This is a genomic window from Micromonospora acroterricola, from assembly GCF_003172955.1.
Taxonomy (GTDB): Bacteria; Actinomycetota; Actinomycetes; order Mycobacteriales; family Micromonosporaceae; genus Micromonospora; species Micromonospora acroterricola.
The window spans coordinates 1-20210 of sequence record NZ_QGKR01000108.1 but is presented as its reverse complement, the minus strand read 5'-3'; the positions used below and the strand labels follow the sequence as shown (position 1 = coordinate 20210).

Genomic DNA, 20210 nt, shown 5'->3' with positions numbered 1-20210 from the left:
CTGCGTCCCGCACCGACCGCCCGCGACCACCCTGCGCGGGCGGCTGTCGTCCCCCGCCCACGGGAAGGCCCCCGATGTCCTCACCACTGCGCCGCGCCCTCGCCGCCGGCCTGCTCGCGCTCGCCACGGCCAGCGCCACTCTCACCCTCGTCCCCACCGCCGCGCAGGCCGTGGTGCTGCCCAACAACTTCAAGAGCGTCGGCTACATGCCCTCCTGGGCCGGCAACGTCAACACCGTCCAGTACAACAAGCTGACCCACATCAACTACGCCTTCGTGCTGCCCAACAACGACGGCAGCCTGCGCCCGGTGGAGAACCCGAGCAAGCTCTCCTCGCTGGTCTCGCTCGGGCACGCCAACAACGTGAGGGTGTCGATCGCGGTCGGTGGCTGGAACGACGGCAACGACTCCGCCTTCGAGGCCCTCGCGGCCAACGCCGGCAGCCGGACCGCCTTCGTCAACAACCTGGTCAACTTCGTCAACCAGTACAACCTGGACGGCGTCGACATGGACTGGGAGTACCCGGACCCGGGCGCCTCGGCGAACAACTACACCCAGCTCATGACCCAGCTCGGCAGCGCGATGCACAGCCGCGGCAAGCTGCTCACCGCCGCCGTGGTCTCCGAGGGCGGCAGCGTCGAGGGCGTGCAGACCGCCGTGTTCAACCAGGTCGACTGGCTCAACATCATGGCGTACGACGGCGGCAGCCCGCACGCCAACTACGACTGGTCGATCGCCAGCGTCAACCTGTGGAAGTCCCGCGGCCTGCCGGCCAGCAAGGCCGTCCTCGGTATCCCGTTCTACAGCCGCCCCGGCTACTACACCTACTCGGCGCTGGTCGGAATGGACCCGGCCAACGCCAACCGGGACTGCACCACCGTCGGCGGCGCGCAGCAGTGCTACAACGGCATCCCGACGGTGAAGCGCAAGACGCAGTGGGCCCTGGCCAACGCCGGCGGAGTGATGAACTGGGAGCTGTCGCAGGACACCACCGGCTCGACCTCGCTGGTCAGCGCCATGTACGACACCATCATGGGCGGCACCACGCCGCCGCCGAGCGGCCGCACCGGCCCGATCACCGGGATCGGCGGCAAGTGCGTGGACGTGGCCTCGGCGAGCAGCGCCAACGGCACGGCCGTGCAACTGTGGGGCTGCAACGGCAGCAACGCACAGAGCTGGACCGTGGCCAGCAACGGCACGCTGCGCGCCCTCGGCAAGTGCGCCGACATCGCCAGCGGCTCCACCGCCAACGGCGCCAAGGTCCAGCTCTGGGACTGCAACGGCAGCGGCGCCCAGGTCTGGCAGGCCCAGTCCAACGGCACGCTGCGCAACCCGCAGTCGAACAAGTGCCTGGACGCCAGCGACAACAGCTCCGCCGACGGCACCCGGCTGCAGATCTGGGACTGCTTCGCCGGCGCCAACCAGCGCTGGACCCTCCCGGCCTGACGGACGGCGTGACTCCGGAAGGGCTCCCCGCGGTGGCGCGGGGAGCCCTTCCGCACATGGGCGCGGGTGCGCCGATCAGGCGGGACGGTGCGCGCGTACCAGGTCGAGCATCTCGTCCACCGAGCCGGCCGGGTCGGTGACCGGGAACTGCACCGCGCGTACCACCGCCTGCGGGTCGACCAGCAGCGTCAGCCGCTTGAACCGGGTGACCCCGCCGGCGCGGAAGGTGGGCAGCAGCAGGCCCGCGGCGAGCCGGCCGTCCTGGTCGGACAGCAGCGGGAACGGCAGCCGGGCGTCCGCGGAGAAGTCGGCGAGCTGGTCCGGCCGCTGGGCGCTGACTCCCCACACCTGCGCCCCCGCGTCCCGGAACCTGGGGTACCGGTCGGCGTAGGTGGTCGACTCCAGGGTGCAGCCCCGGGCGCCGGGGATGTCCGCCCAGCCCGGCGGGTAGCCGTGCGTGCCCGGCGCGTACGCCCCGGGGAAGAAGTAGATGACGCTCCAGGCGTCGCCGTCCGTCAGCGCGACCGGGCGGCCGTCCGCCCCGGGCAGGACGACCTGCGGCAGTCGCCGCCCGATCAGGTCGTGCACCCGGCGGGACTCTGCCGAGGCGGCGTCGGCGGTCGCGGTCAGCTCACCATCACCCATCAGGTGTCTCGTCCCCCAGTCCTGCAACGCGACCAGCACGGGCAGCAGCCCCTCACCCTTCGCGGTGAGCAGGTAGTCGTGGCGCGGCGGGTGTCGGGAGTAGGGCCGGCGCTCCAGCACGCCGTGCTCGACCAGCGCGGTGAGACGTTCGGTGAGCGCCCGCCGGCTGACGCCCAGCTCGCGCTGGAGTGCGTCGAAGCGGGTCGTCCCGCCGGCGACGTCGCGCACGATGAGGAACGTCCACCAGTCCCCCAGCACCCCGAGCGCCTGCGCGATGCCGCAGTCCGCGTCGGCAAGATCCTCCCGCCGCACCCGTCACCCCCGTTCGTCCCGTCCTCGACTATAGTCCGTTCCAGATTGGAACTCACCGGTTCGATCGAACGGGGGCTGACGACGTGCACGTCGGAGAACGAGCCGGAGTGTTCTGGCGATGGTGGACCGCCGGCACGACCAGCATGGTCGGGTCGGCGGTCGGCGCGGTGGCCCTGCCGCTGACCGCGCTCACCGTGCTCGACGCCACCGCGTTCCAGATGGGCCTGATCGCCGCCGCCAGCTACGTCGCGTGGATCGTGATCGGTCTACCCGCCGGCGTCATCGTGCAGCGGCTGCCGCTGCGCGGCGCCCAGATCGGCGCCGACCTCGCCCGCGCCGTCGCCGTCGCGTCCATCCCGCTGGCCTGGTGGTGGGGCCACCTCACCGTCGCCCACCTGGTCGTCACCGCGCTCGTGGTCAGCTTCGCCAACGTGATCTTCGACGTGGCCAACTCGACCTTCCTACCCAGCATCGTGGACCGTGAGCAGTTGCAGTCGCGCAACAGCCTGACCTCCGCCACCCACGCGGCCACCCTGCTGAGCGGCCCCTCACTCGGCGGGCTCGCCGTGCAGGCACTCGGCGCGGTGCCCACGCTGCTCGTCGACTCGGCCAGCTACCTCGTCTCGGCCGCGCTGCTACGCACCCTGCCCGCCCGCCGCGACGACGCTCCGGACCGCTGGCCCCCGGTCGGCGAGCTGATCCGCGAGGGTTGGCGTTTCGTCGCGCACCACCCCGTGATGGCGCCGGGCATGTGGGCCGCGACGGCGATGAACGTCGTCTGCGGCGCCCAGTTCGCGCTGTACCCGCTCTACCTGGTCCGCGAGCTGCACGCCCCGGTCGGCCTGGTCGGGGTGCTGCTCGCCGTCGAGGGAGTCGGTGCGCTGGTCGGAGCGGCGCTCACGTCGCGGATCACCGCACGGATGGGTACGGCCCGCGCGCTGATCGCCGCCGGGTTCACCACGGTCGCCGGGGCGTTCCTGATCCCCTGGGGCACCGGCTGGCCCGCGTACGCCGCCTTCGCCGCCGGCAACGTGGTCTTCTCCCTCGGCACGGTGGTGCTCAGCGTGACCACCCGGACCTACCGGCAGATCGCCAGCCCGCCCGCCCTGCTCTCCCGGGTGATGGCGACCGTCCGGTTCGTCTCCTGGGGCGCGATCCCGGTTGGCGGGCTGGTCGCCGGCGCGCTGGCCGGCCCGCTCGGCGCCCGGACCACCCTGTTCGTCTTCGCGGCCGCCGTGGTGTGCGCGCCGCTGGTGCTGCTGCTCTCCCCCGTCCGGCACCTGCGGGACCTCACCGACCACGACCGGGACGACGCGCAGCGCTCCGGGGTGCTGACCACCAGCCGGTGATCGCGTGGTCGGGCGCCCAGCGGATGGACCGCCGCCCCCTGCACCCGGGTCGCCGTTTTCCGGATCGGGCGACTCCGCGGGTCATAGCCTGGAGCGGAGCGCCCGGACGGGCGCCGCGACCGGAGGGACCGACGTGGCAGCGAACGGGGCGGACCGGGCGGCGACACGCCGCCGCCGGCAGCTGTGGGCCGGGGTCCTCGCGCTCGCCGGCCTGGTCCTGCTGATCATCGGTCTCACCGTGGCCGACGGTGTCGCGGCCTGGGTCGAGGTGCTCGTCGCGATCCTGCTGCTGGTGGCCAGCTACGTGGTGCAGCACCTGGCCCGGCGGGAGACCGTCTACCGGCGCGACGAGCGGCGCTGAGGCCTCCGGCGGCCGGGCGTACCACTGATCGTCGGAGGGCTGTGCCAGGCTGTCGGGCGTGGCACACCGATCCCCGATCCTGCTGATCGACGCACCCAGCCTCTACTTCCGGGCATACTTCGGCATTCCGGAATCCGCCGCCCGGGCCGAGGACGGCACCCCGGTCAACGCGGTGCGCGGCTTCCTCGACATGCTCGCCACCCTGATTCGCGGGCGGGGCGCCGACCGCATGGTCTGCGCGATGGACTACGACTGGCGCCCGGCCTGGCGGGTCGAGCTGCTGCCGTCGTACAAGGCGCACCGGGTGGCGCCGCAGGGCGGCGAGGTCGTGCCGGACACGCTGTCCCCGCAGGTGCCGAAGATCCTGGAGGTGCTGGCCGCCGTCGGCATCACCGTCGTTGGCGCGACCGGCTACGAGGCCGACGACGTGCTGGGCACGCTGTCGGTGACGCAGCCGGGCCCGGTGGAGGTGGTCTCCGGCGACCGGGACCTGTTCCAGCTCGTCGACGACGCCCGGCCGGTCCGGCTGCTCTACGTGGGACGCGGGGTGGCCAAGCTCGACGACTGCGACGACGCCGCGGTGCGGGCCCGCTACGGCGTGCCGGCCGACCGGTACGCCGACTTCGCCGCGCTGCGCGGCGACCCCAGCGACGGGCTGCCCGGGGTGCCGGGCGTCGGCGAGAAGACGGCGGCGCGGCTCATCGAGCGGTACGGCAGCATCGCCGGCATCCTGGCCGCCCTGGACGACTCGGACTCGTCCTTCGCACCGGGCCTGCGGGCCAAGCTGGCCGCCGCCCGTGACTACCTGGCCGTCGCGCCGACGGTGGTCCGGGTCGCGCTGGACGTGCCGCTGCCGGAGCTGCCCACCGCACTGCCGACCGCACCCGCCGACCCGGACCGGCTGCTCGAGCTGGCCGCGACGTGGAACCTGGCCGGCTCCGCCCGCCGCCTGGTGGACGCCCTCGCCCTCCGCGCCGACGCCTGACCCACCGGCAGCGCACTGCCGCGATCGAGGGATCGCGACCGTCTCCTCATCCGAATTAACGCGGTTGGGCCCCCTGTGCGGCCGCTGTCGGCTGCGATGTGACGGTAGCCAGTGAGTGCAGGAGGAGCGAGCATGACCAGGATCGGAATCATCATCGGCAGCACCCGGCCGGGACGTAACGGCGCGGCTGTCGGCCAGTGGGTGTACGAGGCAGCCAGTCAGCGCACGGATGCCGAGTTCGAACTCGTCGACCTGCTCGACTACAAGCTGCCCCATTTGGACGAGGTGTACCCGCCGTCGATGGGTCAGTACCAGCAGACGCACACGATCGAGTGGGCGAGCAAGATCGCTTCCTTCGACGGCTTCATCATGGTGACGCCGGAGTACAACCACTCGACCTCCGGCGCCCTCAAGAACGCCATCGACTTCCTCTACGCCGAGTGGAACAACAAGGCCATCGGGTTCGTCAGCTACGGCTCGGTGGGCGGCGCGCGGGCGGTCGAGCACCTGCGGCTCATCTCCGCCGAACTCCAGATGGCCGACGTGCGGTCCCAGGTGGCGCTGTCGCTGTTCACCGACTTCGAGAACTTCAGCGTCTTCGCGCCCAACGACTTCCAGCGCGATGCGCTGAACGCCACCTTCGACCAGGTCGTGACCTGGAGCAAGGCCCTCGCGCCGCTCCGTGCCAGGTGATCGTCCGAGACGGGGAAGGGAGAGAACGGGGCGTGGACCGACGGAAATAGTCGCACCCTTTCCATTGCCCCGCGGTCAGAGCGAGTGGTAGGCATCTTGGAGCAGGTTGATCACCAAGTGACCCGGGAGGCGGCGATGATCGTTGCCGTACCCTGACCGAACGGCCGCCGCCCCGCCACCGACCGACCGTCGTGCCGCGCCGCCGCTGCCAACCAGACGAGCACATGGGTGGCCCGCGCCACGACCATGTCTGTCCGGTGGGGACCAACCGACGAGTGCCCGGAATCCGTGACGCGTCCATCGCACCGACGCGCCAGGGTACGGCTGGCGGCCGCCGCCACGGCGCTGCCGGTGGCGGCCCTCCTCTCGGCGCGCGGAGCGCGGCGGCCCGGGACCCCAGGCTTCCTCCCCCGATCACCGTGGTACGGCCACGCCCGTCGACAACCGCGACGCGCGACGGTCCGCCGGCCCGAGGGCCCGGATCTGCCCGTGGCGCCACCCCACGCCGGTGGCGCGCCCACCGAGCGCGCCCCACCGCGCTGAGTGGACACCCGGCACCTCCCTGACCCCCGAGAAAGGTGGACCACCCCCATGAACCACCCGCAGAACGAAGGGCTGAGCCGGCGCCGCATGCTGGGCGGAGCAGCCGGACTGGCCGCCGGAGCCGCGGCCGTCGCGGCGGGCCTGCCGTCCGGCGCCGTCGCCGCTCCCCCGCGGACGACGCCCGACGTCGCCCGCTGGCGCAGGCAGGCGTCGCGCGTGACGATCACCCGCGACGACTGGGGCATCCCGCACGTGGTGGGCACGACCGACGCCGACGCGGTGTTCGGGATGATGTACGCCCAGGCCGAGGACGACTTCAACCGGGTCGAGAGAAACTACCTGGTGAGTCTCGGCCGCCTCGCCGAGGCCGAGGGCGAGAGCGCGATCTGGCAGGACCTGCGCCAGCGGCTCTACGTCGACCCGGGCGATCTGAAGCGGGAGTACGCGCACAGCCCGTCGTGGCTGCGCAAGCTGATGCAGGCCTGGGCCGACGGGCTGAACTACTACCTCGCGACCCACCCCGAGGTGCGGCCCCGTGTGATCACACGGTTCGAGCCGTGGATGCCGCTGAGCTTCTCCGAGGGCAGCATCGGTGGCGACATCGAGCGGGTGCCGCTCACCCAGCTCGAGGCGTTCTACAGCAAGCGGACGGTGCCGATGACCGACGAGGAGCGCGGGCTCCTGTTCCGCGAGCCCCGCGGCTCGAACGGCATGGCGATCGCGCCCAGCCACACGCGCGACGGCCACGCCCTGCTGCTGATCAACCCGCACACCAGCTTCTTCTTCCGCTCCGAGCAGCACGTGACGAGCCGGGAGGGGCTCAACGCCTACGGCGCCGCCACCTGGGGGCAGTTCTTCATCTACCAGGGCTTCAACCCGAACACCGGCTGGATGCACACGTCCAGCGGCGTCGACAACGTCGACGAGTTCGCCGAGACGATCGTGACCGGGGCGGATGGTCGACACCGCTACCGCTACGGCGACGCCCTGCGACCGGTGACGACGAAGACGATCACGCTCTCGTACCGGACGGCGGATGGCGGGCGGGCTCGGCGCAGCTTCACCACCTACGCCACGCACCACGGCCCGATCGTCCGGGAGGCCGACGGCAAGTGGATCGCGTTCGCGTTGATGAACAAGCCCGTCGAGGCCCTGCAGCAGAGCTTCCTGCGTACCAAGACGCGGGACTACGCCGACTTCATCCAGGTGGCGGGCCTCAAGGCCAACAGCTCGAACAACACCCTCTTCGCGGACTCCAAGGGTGAGATCGCCTTCCTGGTGCCGCAGTTCATGCCGGTCCGCGACGATCGCTTCGACTACCGCAAGCCTGTCGACGGCAGCGACCCGGCGACCGACTGGCGGCGGCTGCACAGCCTCCGGAGCCTCCCGCAGGCGGTGAACCCGAAGAACGGCTGGGCGTTCAACACGAACAACTGGCCCTGGACGGCGGCCGGCGCGGACAGCCCCCACGCCGCCGACTATCCGCGCTACTTCGACCAGGCCGGCGAGAACCCTCGCGGGCCGCAGGCGATCCGGGTGCTGAGCGCGCGGAACGACTTCACCCCGCAGACGCTGATCGCGGCTGCCTTCGACACCTACCTCACCGCCTTCGCCCGGCTCGTGCCCGGCCTGGTCGGGGCGTGGGACAAACTGCCCGAGGGCAACCAGCAGAAGGGGGCGCTCGCCGACCCGATCGGCCTCCTCCGCCGGTGGGACTACCGCTGGGGCGCGCAGTCGACCGCGACGTCACTCGCCGTGTTCTGGGGCGAGGCGCTCTGGGCGCCGCTCGCCCAGGCGGCCAGAGACGCCGGCATGTCGATGTGGGACTACCTGGCCGAGCGCGCCACCGATGCGCAGCGGCTCACCGCGCTGGAAGCGGCCGTGGAGCGGCTGACGCAGGATTTCGGCAGCTGGCAGGTGCCCTGGGGCGAGATCAACCGCTTCCAGCGCAACGACGGCGCGATCACCCAGACGTTCGACGACGCGAAGCCGAGCTATCCGGTGCCCTTCACGTCCGCGCAGTGGGGTTCGCTCGCCTCGTTCGGCGCGCGGCGCTACCCGGGAACAAAGCGCTACTACGGCACCAGCGGCAACAGCTTCGTGGCGGTCGTGGAGTTCGGGCCGAAGCTGCGCGCCTGGGCGGTGACGGCGGGCGGCGCGAGCGGGCACCCGGAGTCGCCGCACTTCAACGACCAGGTCGAACGCTACGCGAGCGGCAACCTCCGGCCCGTCTACTTCCACCCAGAGGACCTCAGGGGCCACGTCGAGCGCACCTACCGGCCAGGCCGGTGACCGGTCGCCGAGGGTCAGCGCAGCGGCGGGACGCGTCGCCGGACCGGCGGCGCTGACACCGTCGACGCCGTGGCGTGCCCGGGCCGGCCATCCGGCCGGGTGCGCGCCACGGCGTCGGCGCCGACGGGTACGGCCGCCTCCGGGCGAGCGCGGTGCCACCCGTACCACCGGCAGTCGCGGTTCCCCGGTCGCGCGCCCGGCGCGACCGCCGAGGTCCTCGCGCCAACCGCCCTAGCGGTCCAGGGTGTGGGCCGGCGCCATGATGCGTAGCGCGTTGGGGTCCAGGCCGATCCGGATCGGTGTCTCCCCGTACAGCTCGCCGTCGACCTCCACCGGCGCGGGCCGGTCGGTCTCCAGCCACAGCTGGCGGACGGCGAGGAACGGCTCGTCGCCGAGTGTGCGGCGATGCCCGGTCGCGGCGTTACGGGCCGTGTCCCGCAGCAGCTCACGGCGGGGCCGGCCACCCACCGGATAGGCGACCAGGAGCCGGTCGTCGGCATCCGCGTCGGCGGTGATCGGCCGGCCGGCGTGGAAGCCACCGTTCGCCACGTACAGCTGGTGGGTGACGAACTCGTGCTCCCGCCCCTCCGCGCGCACCACGGCGCGCAGCGGCCGGTGCCGGGTCAGCAGCGTCAGCGCCGTCACCGGGTACGCGAGCCGGCCGGTGGCCCGCTTGAGACGCGGCGGCGTCCTGAGCATCACGTCGGCGGACAGGCCGACGCCGATGTGGTTGGTGAACCGCATGCTGCCCACGAGCCCGAGGTCCACGTCGATCACCTTGCCGTCGACGAGGACCGCCACGGCCTCGTCGAGGTGCAGCGGGACGCCGACGGTACGCGCGAAGTTGTTGGTGGTGCCCAGCGGCAGCAGGCCGAGCGCGATGTCACGGTGCGCGAGCAGGCGAGCGGCGGTGCTGATCGTGCCGTCGCCACCGCCGGCGATCAGGAGGTCCGGCCCGAGGTCGGCGGCAGCGGCGAGGCTCTGCTCCAGCTCCGCGGGCCGCTCGACCGGGTACGCGGCCAGCAGCGTGAAGCCGGCGGACGTGAGCCGGTCCCGAGCGCCCTCGTAGAGGCGGCGGCCGCGGCGGGAGTGGGCGTTGACGACGAGCGCCGCGCGCCGCTCCCGTCTGATGGTCGCGCTCAGCTCCGGCTTCGTCCGCATAGGGCCGGAGCCTATCGCCGGACGGCCGGCGGAACCCCACCTTCGCCCCCGGCCAGCGCAGCGGCGAGGCCGTCCAGCACGCCGTACGCCTGCCCTCCGAGCTGGTCGGGGCCGAACGCCGGGACATGATCCACACTATCCTCCGGGCCATGACTTCGATCTCACCCGATGGGCGCGGCGCCGGCTCCGCCCTGGACCCCTCCGGCGAGCAGATCCGCGACATGGCCGCCCGCGCCGTCGACTGGATCGCCACCCACCACGACTCGATCCGGGACCTGCCCATCGCGCCGCGAACCTCCGCCGCCGCGTTGAGGGAACTGCTCGCCGAGCCACTGCCGGCCGAGGGCCGCGACTTCGCCGACCTGCTCACGATCTTCCGTGACGTGGTGGTGCCCGGCACCCGGCACAACGGGCACCCCCGCTTCTTCGGGTACGTCTCGGCGCCGGGCACGGCCGTCGCCGCGGTGGCCGACTTCCTGGCGTCGGCACTGAACGCGAACCTCCCCGCGTGGCGGTCGGCACCGGCTCCCGTCGAACTGGAGCACGTGGCCATCGACTGGATCAAGGAGGCTCTCGGCTGCGACCCGGGCGCCGGAGGGTTGTTCACGAGCGGTGGCTCGATGGCCAACCTCACCGCGCTCGCCGCCGCCCGGCATCGCCACTGCGGCGACACGGTCGCCACCCACGGCGCGGCCGCCCACCCGGCGCCGCTGCGCGTCTACGCCTCCACCGAGACCCACCACTCGATCCACAAGGCCGCCGCGCTGCTCGGCATCGGGCGGGCGAACGTCCGCGAGATCCCGGTGGACGCGCACTTCCGGATGGACCTCGACGCGCTCGTCCGCGCCATCGTGGAGGACCGGGCCGGCGGGGCGGAGCCGTTCTGCGTGGTGGCGAACGCGGGCACCGTCGTCACGGGCGCGGTCGATCCGCTCGCCGACATCGCGGCGGTGGCGCGGGAGTACGGACTGTGGATGCACGTCGACGCCTGCTACGGCGGTTTCGCACGGCTCGCCCCCTCGGCCCGTCCACTCCTCGACGGCATGTCGGAGGCCGACTCGATCTCCCTCGACCCGCACAAGTGGCTCTACCTGCCCGCGGACTGCGGCTGCCTCATCTACCGCGACCCGGAGGCGGCGCGTCCCGCGTTCAGCCTGGATGCCGACTACACGCGGGTCACGCAGACCGAACCGGCCGAGGCTTTCGCCTTCTGGGACTACGGCCCGGACCTGTCCCGGCGATTCCGGGCGCTCAAGGTCTGGATGGCACTGGCGCACGCCGGTTCGGAAGCGGTCGGCGACGCGATCGAGAGCAACATCGACTGCGCCCGTCACCTGGCCGACCTCGTCGAGGGCAGCGCGGACTTCGAGTTGCTCGCGCCCGTGGGGCTCTCCATCTTCTGCTTCCGCTATCTGCCGCCGAGCGCGCGGGCCGGCACCCGGTCCCCGGCCGACGAGGAGGAACTCGACCGCCTCAACGAACGGATCATGGTGGCGCTGCAGCAGGGCGGCAGCTCGTACCTGTCGAACGCGACCATCAACGGCCGCTTCGCGCTACGCGGCTGCGTGCTCAACCACCGCACCACCCGTCGCGATATGGAGATCCTGCTCGACGACGTACGCCGGGCCGCCGAGCAGGTCGTCAGGGAGACGCCGTGAGGGCTCGACGGTCGGGGTGTGGCGACCCGGTCCCCGGACCGCGCCGACCCGGATGGCGGCGTCAGTGTGGAGCGGATCCGGCGATCCGGGCGTCGGCGTCGGCGACGAGGTTCGCGGCGTACGCACCAGCGGCGTAGCGGGCCGCGTCGAGGGTCTGCGTGACGGCGGCGACCGGATCCGGGTTGGTGGCGCGGTGCAGGGCGAGCCAGACCCACCGGTGTTCGCCGTCGTGCAGCTGAGAGCGACGGGCGCGCAGGCGCGCGTCCGGGGTCAGGGCACGCGCGGCGACACTCGCGGCGATCTCCGGATCCTCGCCGAGCCCCGCGTAGCGCACCGCCTCGGCTGCGGCCCACCACGCCAGGTCGCGCAGCTCCGGTGCGGGCAGCCGGGCCAGCGTCTCGGTGGTGGGGCCGACCGTGTCGCCGTACTGCGGCTGGCGGGGGTACAGCGTGGGCAGGTCCGGCACGATCCGGAAGCCGATGTCGGCGGCCTCGATGCGGGCCAGGTCGTCGGCGGTGATGCCGTGGCCGGTGAACCGCTGCACAGCGACCAGGCCCATCAGCCGCTTGCCGCGGTGGTGGTCGGCGAAGTCGAGGCCGGCGAGCGCCGCGCCGAGAGGTGGCGGCGCGTCGAGGTCTCCGAACGGTTCCACCGACAGCAGCACCTCGCCGTCCTCGGCGAACGACAGCCGGGTCAGGGCGTTGACGTTCCAGAACATGCTGGCCGCCCGCCCACCGGCGGACGCCCGGGTCAGCACGGGCGCGGTCGAGCCCTGCCAGCCGTTGTACTCGACGGCGACCGCGGCGCCGCCGACGTCCAGCACCGCGACCCACGGATCGATCGACTGCCGGCCCATCAGGTCCTCGCTGATGGCCCGCATCGACTCGGGTCGGGCGGGGTCCGCGCCGAAGGCGCGCAGCACGGCCGCGGCGTCCGCTCCGGTCACCACCGTGACCGTCGCGGCCTCGGACAGGGTGCTGCCGCGCAGCCACCGGTACGCGGCTTCGGGCCGTTCGGGTCGCGCCGGCTCCGGCTCGCCGCGCAGTCGGTGGCCGAGCCGGTCGCTGCGGGCGTACACGGTCTCGGGCGCTGCGGGCGCCTGCCAGACGACCAGCTCGTAGCACTCCGCGCCCGGCTGGTCGGTGTCGTCCCGACCGCGGGCGTGCACCCGCAGTCGGTAGTCGCCCGGCCACGGTGGGGTGAGCCGACGGAGCTGCGGCTGGCCCCCGTCCGGTCCGACCAGCGAGGCGCCGCCGGCGGCCGCCCGCCAACTGACCTCGACGATCTCCTCCCAGCCGGTGGCGATGTCCGGCGGTGGCCCGTCCAGCACGCTCAACATGATCCGGACCTGTCCGGTCTCGACGCCGGTGCGGAGCACGGCGCCGCCCGGAACGACCGTGACCAGCCCGTTGCCGCCGACGTCCACCTCGGGGACGTCAGTGCCCTCCAGCAGGGCGAACCGGTGCCCCGACACCGGCACCGTCCCGCTGCTGTGGCGGGGCAGCAGGTACTCGGCCCGAGCCCGGGCGAGCAACGCGGCGGCGTAACTGGCGGGCATCGGGGCTTCGCGGAGGAGCAGGGCCGCGGTGCCGATCGCGACGCCGAGCACCGCCGGTGGTTCGGTGGCCCAGGGCGGAACGCTCACCCGGTGCAGGACGGCGGCGGCGGTGGCCACAGCCAGCGCGAGACGTGCCGCGCCGTGCGCCGCCGCGACACCGTGCTCATCGGTGGTCTCGGGCCCCGCCGCGAGGAGGATGGCGATCGGTGGGTGTGCGGCGAGCCGGCGGGCGAGCGCGACGACCAGCGGCACCGCGCCGGGCCGGACCTGCTCCAGGATCGCCGCCCCGGTGACCGCCTCGCTCGCTCCGACGACGCTCGCGATGCCGATGGTGCCGCTGAACGGCGGGCCCAGGAAGGCGGTCAGGTCCGGCGCGCCGGACAGGTCCAGCTCCGGCACCGTCAGTTCCAGGGCACCGAGCAGACGGTCGATCAGCGACGACGGCAGCGAGCCCAGCGCGTCCCGCACCGGTGAACCGCTCGGCGGGGGCGGGCCGCCGGAGTGGAACGGGGCCCTCGTCCGGACTCTCCAGGCCGGCCCTCGGCTCGGCCCGGTGTCGCTGTCCGTGGTCGTGCCCAGCCGACCCAGCTCGGCGGCCGGTGACCGCGGAATGCGGGCCACGATGAGCGGAAGCGCCGCGGCGACCGACCCGGCCAGCTCCGCCAGGACCGGATCGGGAACCTCTACCACCGCGTCCCCAGCCGTCTCCACGGTGGACACCCTAGCCATTCCGGGACGCGGGGTGGGGCCGCCCTCCGGGCGCCGCGGGCCCGCCGTGGGACGTCGCCGGGGCCCGCACGCGATCGAGAGGCCGGTGCGCGGCGGTCACCGCGACGGCAGGACGCGGGGGGCGTCGACGCCTGTCGGCAGCGCCTGCGTGGCCGGTACGTCCCGGCGGGGTCGCCCGCCCGGGCGTTGGGCCGGCAGGTGACGTGACGGGCGGACGGCGCCGGGCATGGGCACCACCAGGTAGACGACGGCGAGCAGCACCGCCGCGACCAGGCCGTCGAGCCAGTAGTGGTTGCCCGTGGTCACGACGACCAGCAGGGTGGCGAGCGGATGGGCCAGCCACAGCCACCGCCGGCGCCCGCGGCTCACCGCGACGAGCGCTACGGCGACGGCGAGCGCCCAGCCGACGTGCAAGGACGGCATGGCGGCGTACTGATTGCTCAACGCGTCGGTGTCGGGAGGGCCGTAGACGGCGGGACCGTACCGGCGGCCGGTGTCCACCATGCCGGTCAGGGCGGTCAGGCGGGGCGGCGCCAGTGGAACCAGCAGGTGCAGCACGAGAGCCGCCCCGGTGAGCCCGGCGAGCATCCGGCGCGTCCAGAGGTAGTGCGCCGGGTGGCGCACGTACAGCCACAGCAGGCACAGGGCCGTGGCCGGGAAGTGCACGTACGCGTAGTAGCCGTTCGCCAGGTGCGCGAGCACGTCGTGGGAGAGCACCGGGTGCTGGACGGCGGCCTCGTTCGGCAGGTGGAGCAGGCGCTCCGCACGCCAGATCGATTCCCCGTTCGCCAGCGCGGTCGAGACGCGACCGGCCACCGCCACGCGCGCCACCTTGTACGCGAGGAACAGCGCGGCGACGAGGCCCAGCTCGCGCAGTGCCCGGCGCAGTGGAGCCACTCGCCGGACGGGTGCCGCCGGCCGTGCCGCTGCCATCTCCGTCACGTCCACAACGCCTCGATTCGGTCGTGCTCGCCAGTGCCGCCTCGCCGGACAGGCCGGGGCCGCCGCCGTCTTCGGACGGCGGCGGCCCCGGGTCGTACGGTCCGGACGTCAGCGCCGGTCGGTCGGCCCCTTCGGCGCGGCGTCCACGTGCACCTGGTCGAAGGCGGGTGCGCCGTCGACCGCGTCGGCGGCAACGGCCGTCGCCGTGGCGCTGTCCGGCAGGTCGAGGCTGGTCCGCAGGGTGACCGGCTTGAGCAGGAGCGCGGCGATGACGCCGACGACCGCGATGGCGGCGGAGATGAGGAAGATGTGTCCGGTGGCGTCGCCGTACGCGGCCCGGACGATGTGCTGGATCCCCTCGGGCAGCGCGGTGATGTTGAGGTTGCTGCTGCCGTCTCCGTTGCCCGAGGCGGGGATGCCGGCGGCGGCGAGGTCGTGCGTGATCTGGTCGGTGACCCGGCGGGCGAGGACCGCGCCGAGCACCGAGACGCCGATGGTGCCTCCGAGCGACCGGAAGAACGCGACGCTCGAGCTCGCCGCGCCGATGTCCTTCAGCGAGACCGTGTTCTGCACGGCGAGGACGAGGTTCTGCATGGTCATGCCGACGCCGGTGCCGACGATGAACATGGCCACGCCGACCACGACGAGCGACGTCTGGTGGTCGATGGTGCCGAGCAGTGCGAACCCGGCCACGAGGATGATCGAACCGGCGACGATGTACGGCTTGATCTTTCCGCTCCTGGTGATCAGGCGGCCCGCGATGATCGACGATCCGAGGACCCCGGCCATCATCGGGATGGTGAGCAGGCCGGCTTCCGTCGGGGTGTAGCCGCGGCCGATCTGGAAGTACTGGCCGAGGAAGACGGCGCCGCCGAACATGGCCATGCCGACCGCGAGGCTGCCGAGGATGGCCAGCGCGGTGGTGTGCTGACGCACGATGCTGAGCGGGACGACCGGCTCGGCCGCCCGCGACTCGACCCAGACCGCCAGGGCGAGCAGGACGAGAGAGCCGCCCACCATGGCCGCGGTCTGCCACGACAGCCAGGCGAACGACCCGTCGACGAAGGAGATCCAGATCAGCAGCACGCTGACGCCGGCGGCGATCAGGCCCGCGCCCAGGTAGTCGATCTTGACATTCTCCCGCCGCGCGGTCGGCAGGTTCAGGGTCGCCTGGAGCAGGATCAGCGCGATGACGGCGACCGGAACGCCGACGAAGAAGCACCAGCGCCAGCCGAGCCAGGAGGTGTCGACGATCAGGCCGCCGAGCAGCGGGCCGCCGACCGTCGCGACCGCCATGACGCCGCCGAGGTAGCCGTTGTAGCGGCCCCGCTCGCGCGGCGGGATCATGGCCGCGATCGCCACCTGGACGAGCGCCTGGAGTCCGCCGACCCCGATGCCCTGGAACGCGCGGGCGGCGATGAGCTGGCTGGCGCTCTGGGAGAAGCCGGCGATGACCGAGCCCAGCAGGAAGACCACGATGGCGACCTGGATGAGGACCTTCTTGTTGAACAGGTCGGCCAGCTTGCCCCAGATCGGGGTGGTCGCGGTCGCGGTGAGCAGGGTCGCGGTGACGACCCAGGTGTACTGGGTCTGCGAGCCGTTCAGCGCTCCGATGATCTTCGGTAGCGCGGTCGAGACGACCGTGCTGCTCAGCATCGCGACGAACAGCACCAGCAGCAGGCCGCTGAGCGCCTCGAGGGTGCGCCGATGGCTCATCGGCTCGGCGCTGGTCGTGATGGTGGGTGCGCTCATCGCGCGGCCTCCAGGTTGTCGTGGTTTCCGAGGGCGACCTCGATATCGCCCGTGAACCGGTCGAGGGCGGCGTTCAGCGCCCGCACCTCGCCGGGAGTCCAGGTGGCGAGCGCCCGTTCGAGCACGTCGCCGTACCAGCCGTGGCTGTCGGTGAGGGCGGCCCGGCCGGCGGGGGTGACCGTCAGGAAGGTCGCCCGCTTGTCGGTCGGGTCGGGCCGTCGCTCGACCAGGCCCTGCGCGACGAGCGTCGCCACGGAGCGGCTGACGGTCGACGGGTCGAGCCGGGTGCGGTCCGCCAGTTCGCGGGCGTGGCAGCCGCTGGAGAGTTGGTCGATCTGCACGAGCAGCCCGACCAGGCCCGGCGGCACGGACGGCCGCTCGTCGGCCCGGCGCTGCTTGAGCAGTCGGACGCTCCGGACCAGGTCGTACAGGCGAAGGCCGAGTTCCCGAACCTCGCTGTTCACGTCCGTTCCTCCACGCAAGTTGGTTGCCTCAAGCAAGCATCCACCGATCTTGCACAGTAGGCAAGTTTGCCCGTTGAGAAGTCAGTCACCCGACACGTAACCTTCAGAGCGATGGACGACACCACGGGGCTGCGGGAGCGCAAGAAGGCCGCCACCCGCCTCGCCCTGCACGAGGCGGCCCTGCGCCTCGCCGTCGAGCAGGGGCTCGACGGCGTGACCGTCGAGGCGATCGCCGACGCCGCCAACGTCTCCCGGCGGACGTTCTCCAACTACTTCTCCAGCAAGGAGGAGGCGCTCTTCCACGGCGACACGACGCGCCTGCGCCGGCTGTTGCAGCTGGTCCGCGAGCAGCCCGTCACGGAGGCGCCGTGGACGGTGCTGAGCCGGGCGGCCGAACACTTCACCGAGGAGGCGTTCGGCGCTCCCGAGCCCTCCTGGCTGATCCGACGCCGGCAGCTGCGCGGGCACCCCGGCCTGGCCGCGCACCAGGTCGCGGCGTACAGCGCCATCGAGCGCGAGCTGGCCGCGGAACTGGCACGGCGGCTCACCGACGGCGACGTGGCCCTGCGCGCCCGGCTCCTGGCCGCGACCTTTTTGGCCATCCTTCGGGTCGCGGTCCAGCACTGGCTCGACCACCCGGGCGACCCGCTGCTGGAAACGGTCCGGACCGCGCTCGCCGAAGCCGCCCCCGCCGCCTGAGCGACGGCCCGGCGCGCCGCGCGCTGATCCGGTGCGGTCGGCATCGGCGGTGGAGAATGGGCCGATGCTGATTCCCCGGCCCCGGCCACCCCGGCTCATCCGGCCCGTCCGCGAGCCGGCCACCGTCCCTCCCCCGCTCACCGGGGCGTGGGCCGCCACCGACCGCCGGCTCGACCAGGTCGACCTGCTGCCCCTGCCCGACGGCGCCATCGGTCCCGAGGACGTGCTCATCGACCAGGCCGGTCGGGTGGTCAGTGGCGACGAGGACGGCCGGCTCTGGTGGTGGCCCGCCGACGCGCCGCCCGGCACCCGACCACGGCTACTGGCCGAGACCGGCGGGCGGCCGCTCGGCATCGAGCTGGACCAGTCGGGTGAGGCGCTCGTCGTCTGCGACGCGTACCGCGGGTTGCTGCGGGTCACGCCGGACGGCGCGGTCCGCGAGCTGACCGGCACGGCTCCCCCGGTGCACCTTGCCAACAACGCCGCGGTGGGCCGCGACGGCACCATTTACTTCACCGACAGCTCCGACCGGTTCCCGGTCTCGCACTGGAAGCGCGACCTGCTGGAGCACCGTCCCAACGGGCGGGTGCTGGCCCACCACCCGGGCAGCGGCGCCACCGAGGTGGTGGCCGACGGGCTGTACTTCCCGAACGGGATCGCGCTGACCCCTGACGAGTCGGCGCTGATGTTGGTGGAGACCACCACCCACCGCCTGCTCCGGGTCGAGCTGGGCGGGGGCGTGTGGGTGCTCGCCGACCTGCCGGCGTATCCGGACAATCTCTCCGCGGTGGGCGACGGGACGTACTGGATCGCCCTGCCCAGCCCCCGGGTGCCGGTCGCCGAGCGGCTGCTGCCGCACCCGCGACTGCGCCAGCTCGCCGCGTTGCTGCCGGATGCGATGCAGCCGCAGCCGCGCCGCTACGGGCTGGTCGCGCTGGTCGACGGCGAGGGCACGGTCCTCCGGACGCTGCACGGCCCGGCCGGGCACTACTGGATGATCACCGGGGTACGCCAGCACGGCAACCAGCTCTGGCTCGGCAGCCTGATCGGGCCCGGGGTCGCCCGGGTGCCGCTGGACTGAGCAGCCGCCCGCCGGCCCACCGGCGGGCGCGTCGCGTACCCGAGGGTCTGAACCGGGGCTCGGGGCCGGCCCGCCGAGTGGCGGGCCGACCCCGGAGGCCGTCGGCGCTGGCTCAGCCGCCGGTGACCGAGGGCGCCGGTGCGGGCGATCCGCCCGCCACCGCGCCCGGGTGCGCCGGGGGAACCGGCGCGGGCCGGAGCCCGGGCGGCACCGGCAGGGCGCTGCCCCGGACGAACTCGTCCCAGCTCACGTTCCACGCCGTCCATCCGTTGCCCGCCTGCAACTGCACCTCGGTGCCCTTCACGGTGACCAGGTCGCCGACCTGGGTCACCCCCATCAACCAGTCCGCGGCGGTGGCGGCGACGTTCGTGCAGCCGTGCGACACGTTGGTGCTCCCCTGGTCCCCCTCGGACCAGGGCGCCGAGTGGATGAACTCGCCGCCCCAGGTGAGTCGCTGAGCGTCGTCGACGTCCACCACGTAGCCGCCGTCGGGCTCACCCCGGGTGTCGAAGGTGGTCCGCTCGTGCTTCTCCATGATCACCATCTTGCCGCTGGAGGTGGGCGTGCTCGGCTTGCCGAGACTGACCGGGATCCGGCGGACCTGCTTGCCGTCTCGCAGCACGGTCATCTGCTTGGTGGCGTTGTCGATCTCCAGCGCGACCTGCTTGCCGATCTTGGAGGTGGCGGTCCGCTCGGCGTCGCCGACCCGGTCCTTGCCGATCGGCAGCCCCTCCAGGCCGGCCCGGACGCTGATCGTGGTCCCCGGACGCCAGAAATCGGGCGCCCGGTAATAGGCCTGCGTCCCGTCGTCCAGCCACGACCAGGCACCCGGCTGAGGCGGATTGGTCTTCACGAACAACCGGCGCTGGACGTCCGCCCTGGCCTCTTTCGGAATTCCCGGGTCGAACGCGACGGTTACCGGCATCGCGGTGCCGTACGTCCGGTTGCCGACGAAATAGAGGGTGCTGGTGATCTGCGGTTTGCTGGATTTCGCCATGGTGGTGAAGGTGGTGGTGCGGGTCGTCGTGGCGCCCGAGTCGCCGGTCGCCGTCACCTCGGCGGTGTACGTCCGCTTCGGTTGCAGCGGCGTGCTCGGCACCCACCCCGAGCCGTCCTCACGCGGCTCCGCCTTGACCTGGTTTCCCTTGTCGTCCTTGAGCCGGACGTCGGTGACCCGCCCGCCCTTGACCGCGGTGCCCACCTCGGCGCTGACCGGCACCTCGCGCGTCTTGTCCCCCGGTGTCACGGTGAGTTCGGGCGGGGCAGCGCGCCCCTTGCTCGACGCCGGGTCCCGGTCGGCGGTGCACCCGCCCAGCACCAGCGGTGCGGCTGCGATGGTTACCGCCAACACCGTCATTCGCCGCCTCAACGTCATGTTCAGTCCCCCCGTTTTCGGCTTCCCTCTGCCACATTCTCGCCGCCACAACTGGCGTGCCCATGCCATTCGGAAATAATCGGCGGCGCAATTCCCGGCGCATTTTTCCGCGCTGTCGGCCTTTGTGAAAACAAGGTATGTCCGCCCCCGGCTGAGCGCCGTGAAC

Annotated in this window: 16 protein-coding genes; 9 read left to right on the top strand and 7 right to left on the bottom strand. The window is 72.7% G+C overall.

What is annotated here, in order from left to right:
• The first annotated feature begins 74 nt into the window (after nt 1–74).
• Nucleotides 75–1445 carry a glycosyl hydrolase family 18 protein gene (locus tag DKT68_RS03510; protein WP_109815991.1) on the top strand — a complete coding sequence of 457 codons (1371 nt, stop codon included), beginning with the start codon at nt 75–77 and terminating at the stop codon, nt 1443–1445.
• A gap of 75 nt (nt 1446–1520) precedes the next feature.
• Here the strand turns inward: DKT68_RS03510 and DKT68_RS03505 are convergent, their stop codons facing one another.
• Nucleotides 1521–2402, bottom strand: coding sequence for a winged helix-turn-helix transcriptional regulator (locus tag DKT68_RS03505; protein ID WP_109815990.1), 882 nt, complete (start codon nt 2400–2402; stop codon nt 1521–1523).
• Between the two features lie 83 nt (nt 2403–2485).
• Here DKT68_RS03505 and DKT68_RS03500 point away from each other — a divergent pair, with 83 nt between their 5' ends.
• The 5 genes from DKT68_RS03500 to DKT68_RS03480 all read left to right on the top strand — a co-directional run bounded on the left by DKT68_RS03500 (nt 2486) and on the right by DKT68_RS03480 (nt 8625).
• Nucleotides 2486–3751 (top strand): MFS transporter, encoded by a 1266-nt coding sequence (locus DKT68_RS03500; protein ID WP_109815989.1) that lies wholly within the window; start codon nt 2486–2488, stop codon nt 3749–3751.
• Between the two features lie 133 nt (nt 3752–3884).
• The gene (locus DKT68_RS03495; RefSeq protein ID WP_109815988.1) at nt 3885–4112 is read left to right on the top strand and encodes a hypothetical protein; all 228 of its coding nucleotides are present in this window, start codon (nt 3885–3887) and stop codon (nt 4110–4112) included.
• 58 nt (nt 4113–4170) lie between these two features.
• The gene (locus DKT68_RS03490) at nt 4171–5097 is read left to right on the top strand and encodes a 5'-3' exonuclease (protein WP_109815987.1); all 927 of its coding nucleotides are present in this window, start codon (nt 4171–4173) and stop codon (nt 5095–5097) included.
• Nucleotides 5098–5229: 132 nt separating this feature from the next.
• The gene (locus tag DKT68_RS03485) at nt 5230–5790 is read left to right on the top strand and encodes an NADPH-dependent FMN reductase (RefSeq protein ID WP_109815986.1); all 561 of its coding nucleotides are present in this window, start codon (nt 5230–5232) and stop codon (nt 5788–5790) included.
• A gap of 591 nt (nt 5791–6381) precedes the next feature.
• Nucleotides 6382–8625 (top strand): penicillin acylase family protein, encoded by a 2244-nt coding sequence (locus DKT68_RS03480; RefSeq protein ID WP_201748883.1) that lies wholly within the window; start codon nt 6382–6384, stop codon nt 8623–8625.
• Nucleotides 8626–8856: 231 nt separating this feature from the next.
• On the opposite strand, the gene DKT68_RS03475 is transcribed toward DKT68_RS03480, so the two are convergent.
• Nucleotides 8857–9786, bottom strand: a complete 930-nt coding sequence (locus DKT68_RS03475) for a diacylglycerol/lipid kinase family protein (RefSeq protein ID WP_109815985.1) — start codon at nt 9784–9786, stop codon at nt 8857–8859.
• A gap of 149 nt (nt 9787–9935) precedes the next feature.
• Between DKT68_RS03475 and DKT68_RS03470 the strand changes: the two genes are divergently transcribed.
• Nucleotides 9936–11444 (top strand): pyridoxal phosphate-dependent decarboxylase family protein, encoded by a 1509-nt coding sequence (locus DKT68_RS03470; RefSeq protein ID WP_161556616.1) that lies wholly within the window; start codon nt 9936–9938, stop codon nt 11442–11444.
• A 61-nt stretch (nt 11445–11505) separates the two neighbouring features.
• On the opposite strand, the gene DKT68_RS03465 is transcribed toward DKT68_RS03470, so the two are convergent.
• From DKT68_RS03465 to DKT68_RS03450, 4 genes are all read right to left on the bottom strand, one after another.
• Nucleotides 11506–13713, bottom strand: a complete 2208-nt coding sequence (locus DKT68_RS03465; protein WP_201748882.1) for a DUF6461 domain-containing protein — start codon at nt 13711–13713, stop codon at nt 11506–11508.
• A gap of 114 nt (nt 13714–13827) precedes the next feature.
• On the bottom strand, nt 13828–14664 hold the full coding sequence (locus DKT68_RS03460) for a phosphatase PAP2 family protein (protein ID WP_109816001.1): 837 nt from the start codon (nt 14662–14664) through the stop codon (nt 13828–13830).
• A 117-nt stretch (nt 14665–14781) separates the two neighbouring features.
• Complete coding sequence (locus tag DKT68_RS03455) at nt 14782–16425, bottom strand: MDR family MFS transporter (protein WP_109815983.1); 1644 nt, start codon at nt 16423–16425, stop codon at nt 14782–14784.
• Nucleotides 16422–16889: a MarR family winged helix-turn-helix transcriptional regulator gene (locus DKT68_RS03450; protein ID WP_109815982.1), complete on the bottom strand. Its 468-nt coding sequence runs from the start codon at nt 16887–16889 to the stop codon at nt 16422–16424. The genes DKT68_RS03455 and DKT68_RS03450 overlap by 4 nt, the downstream gene beginning before the upstream one ends.
• A gap of 111 nt (nt 16890–17000) precedes the next feature.
• Here DKT68_RS03450 and DKT68_RS03445 point away from each other — a divergent pair, with 111 nt between their 5' ends.
• On the top strand, nt 17001–17588 hold the full coding sequence (locus tag DKT68_RS03445; RefSeq protein ID WP_109815981.1) for a TetR/AcrR family transcriptional regulator: 588 nt from the start codon (nt 17001–17003) through the stop codon (nt 17586–17588).
• Between the two features lie 64 nt (nt 17589–17652).
• Nucleotides 17653–18669, top strand: a complete 1017-nt coding sequence (locus tag DKT68_RS03440) for an SMP-30/gluconolactonase/LRE family protein (RefSeq protein ID WP_109815980.1) — start codon at nt 17653–17655, stop codon at nt 18667–18669.
• Nucleotides 18670–18781: 112 nt separating this feature from the next.
• On the opposite strand, the gene DKT68_RS03435 is transcribed toward DKT68_RS03440, so the two are convergent.
• Nucleotides 18782–20044 (bottom strand): L,D-transpeptidase, encoded by a 1263-nt coding sequence (locus DKT68_RS03435; protein WP_109815979.1) that lies wholly within the window; start codon nt 20042–20044, stop codon nt 18782–18784.
• Nucleotides 20045–20210: the final 166 nt, after the last annotated feature.

Excerpts from the sequence above, each read along its gene's own strand:
- DKT68_RS03510 (WP_109815991.1), top strand. The coding sequence starts at position 75 with ATGTCCTCACCACTGCGCCGCGCCCTCGCCGCCGGCCTGCTCGCGCTC.
- DKT68_RS03485 (WP_109815986.1), top strand. The coding sequence starts at position 5,230 with ATGACCAGGATCGGAATCATCATCGGCAGCACCCGGCCGGGACGTAAC.
- DKT68_RS03480 (WP_201748883.1), top strand. The coding sequence starts at position 6,382 with ATGAACCACCCGCAGAACGAAGGGCTGAGCCGGCGCCGCATGCTGGGC.
- DKT68_RS03475 (WP_109815985.1), bottom strand. The coding sequence starts at position 9,786 with ATGCGGACGAAGCCGGAGCTGAGCGCGACCATCAGACGGGAGCGGCGC.
- DKT68_RS03470 (WP_161556616.1), top strand. The coding sequence starts at position 9,936 with ATGACTTCGATCTCACCCGATGGGCGCGGCGCCGGCTCCGCCCTGGAC.
- DKT68_RS03460 (WP_109816001.1), bottom strand. The coding sequence starts at position 14,664 with ATGGCAGCGGCACGGCCGGCGGCACCCGTCCGGCGAGTGGCTCCACTG.
- DKT68_RS03455 (WP_109815983.1), bottom strand. The coding sequence starts at position 16,425 with ATGAGCGCACCCACCATCACGACCAGCGCCGAGCCGATGAGCCATCGG.
- DKT68_RS03445 (WP_109815981.1), top strand. The coding sequence starts at position 17,001 with ATGGACGACACCACGGGGCTGCGGGAGCGCAAGAAGGCCGCCACCCGC.
- DKT68_RS03440 (WP_109815980.1), top strand. The coding sequence starts at position 17,653 with ATGCTGATTCCCCGGCCCCGGCCACCCCGGCTCATCCGGCCCGTCCGC.
- DKT68_RS03435 (WP_109815979.1), bottom strand. The coding sequence starts at position 20,044 with ATGACGTTGAGGCGGCGAATGACGGTGTTGGCGGTAACCATCGCAGCC.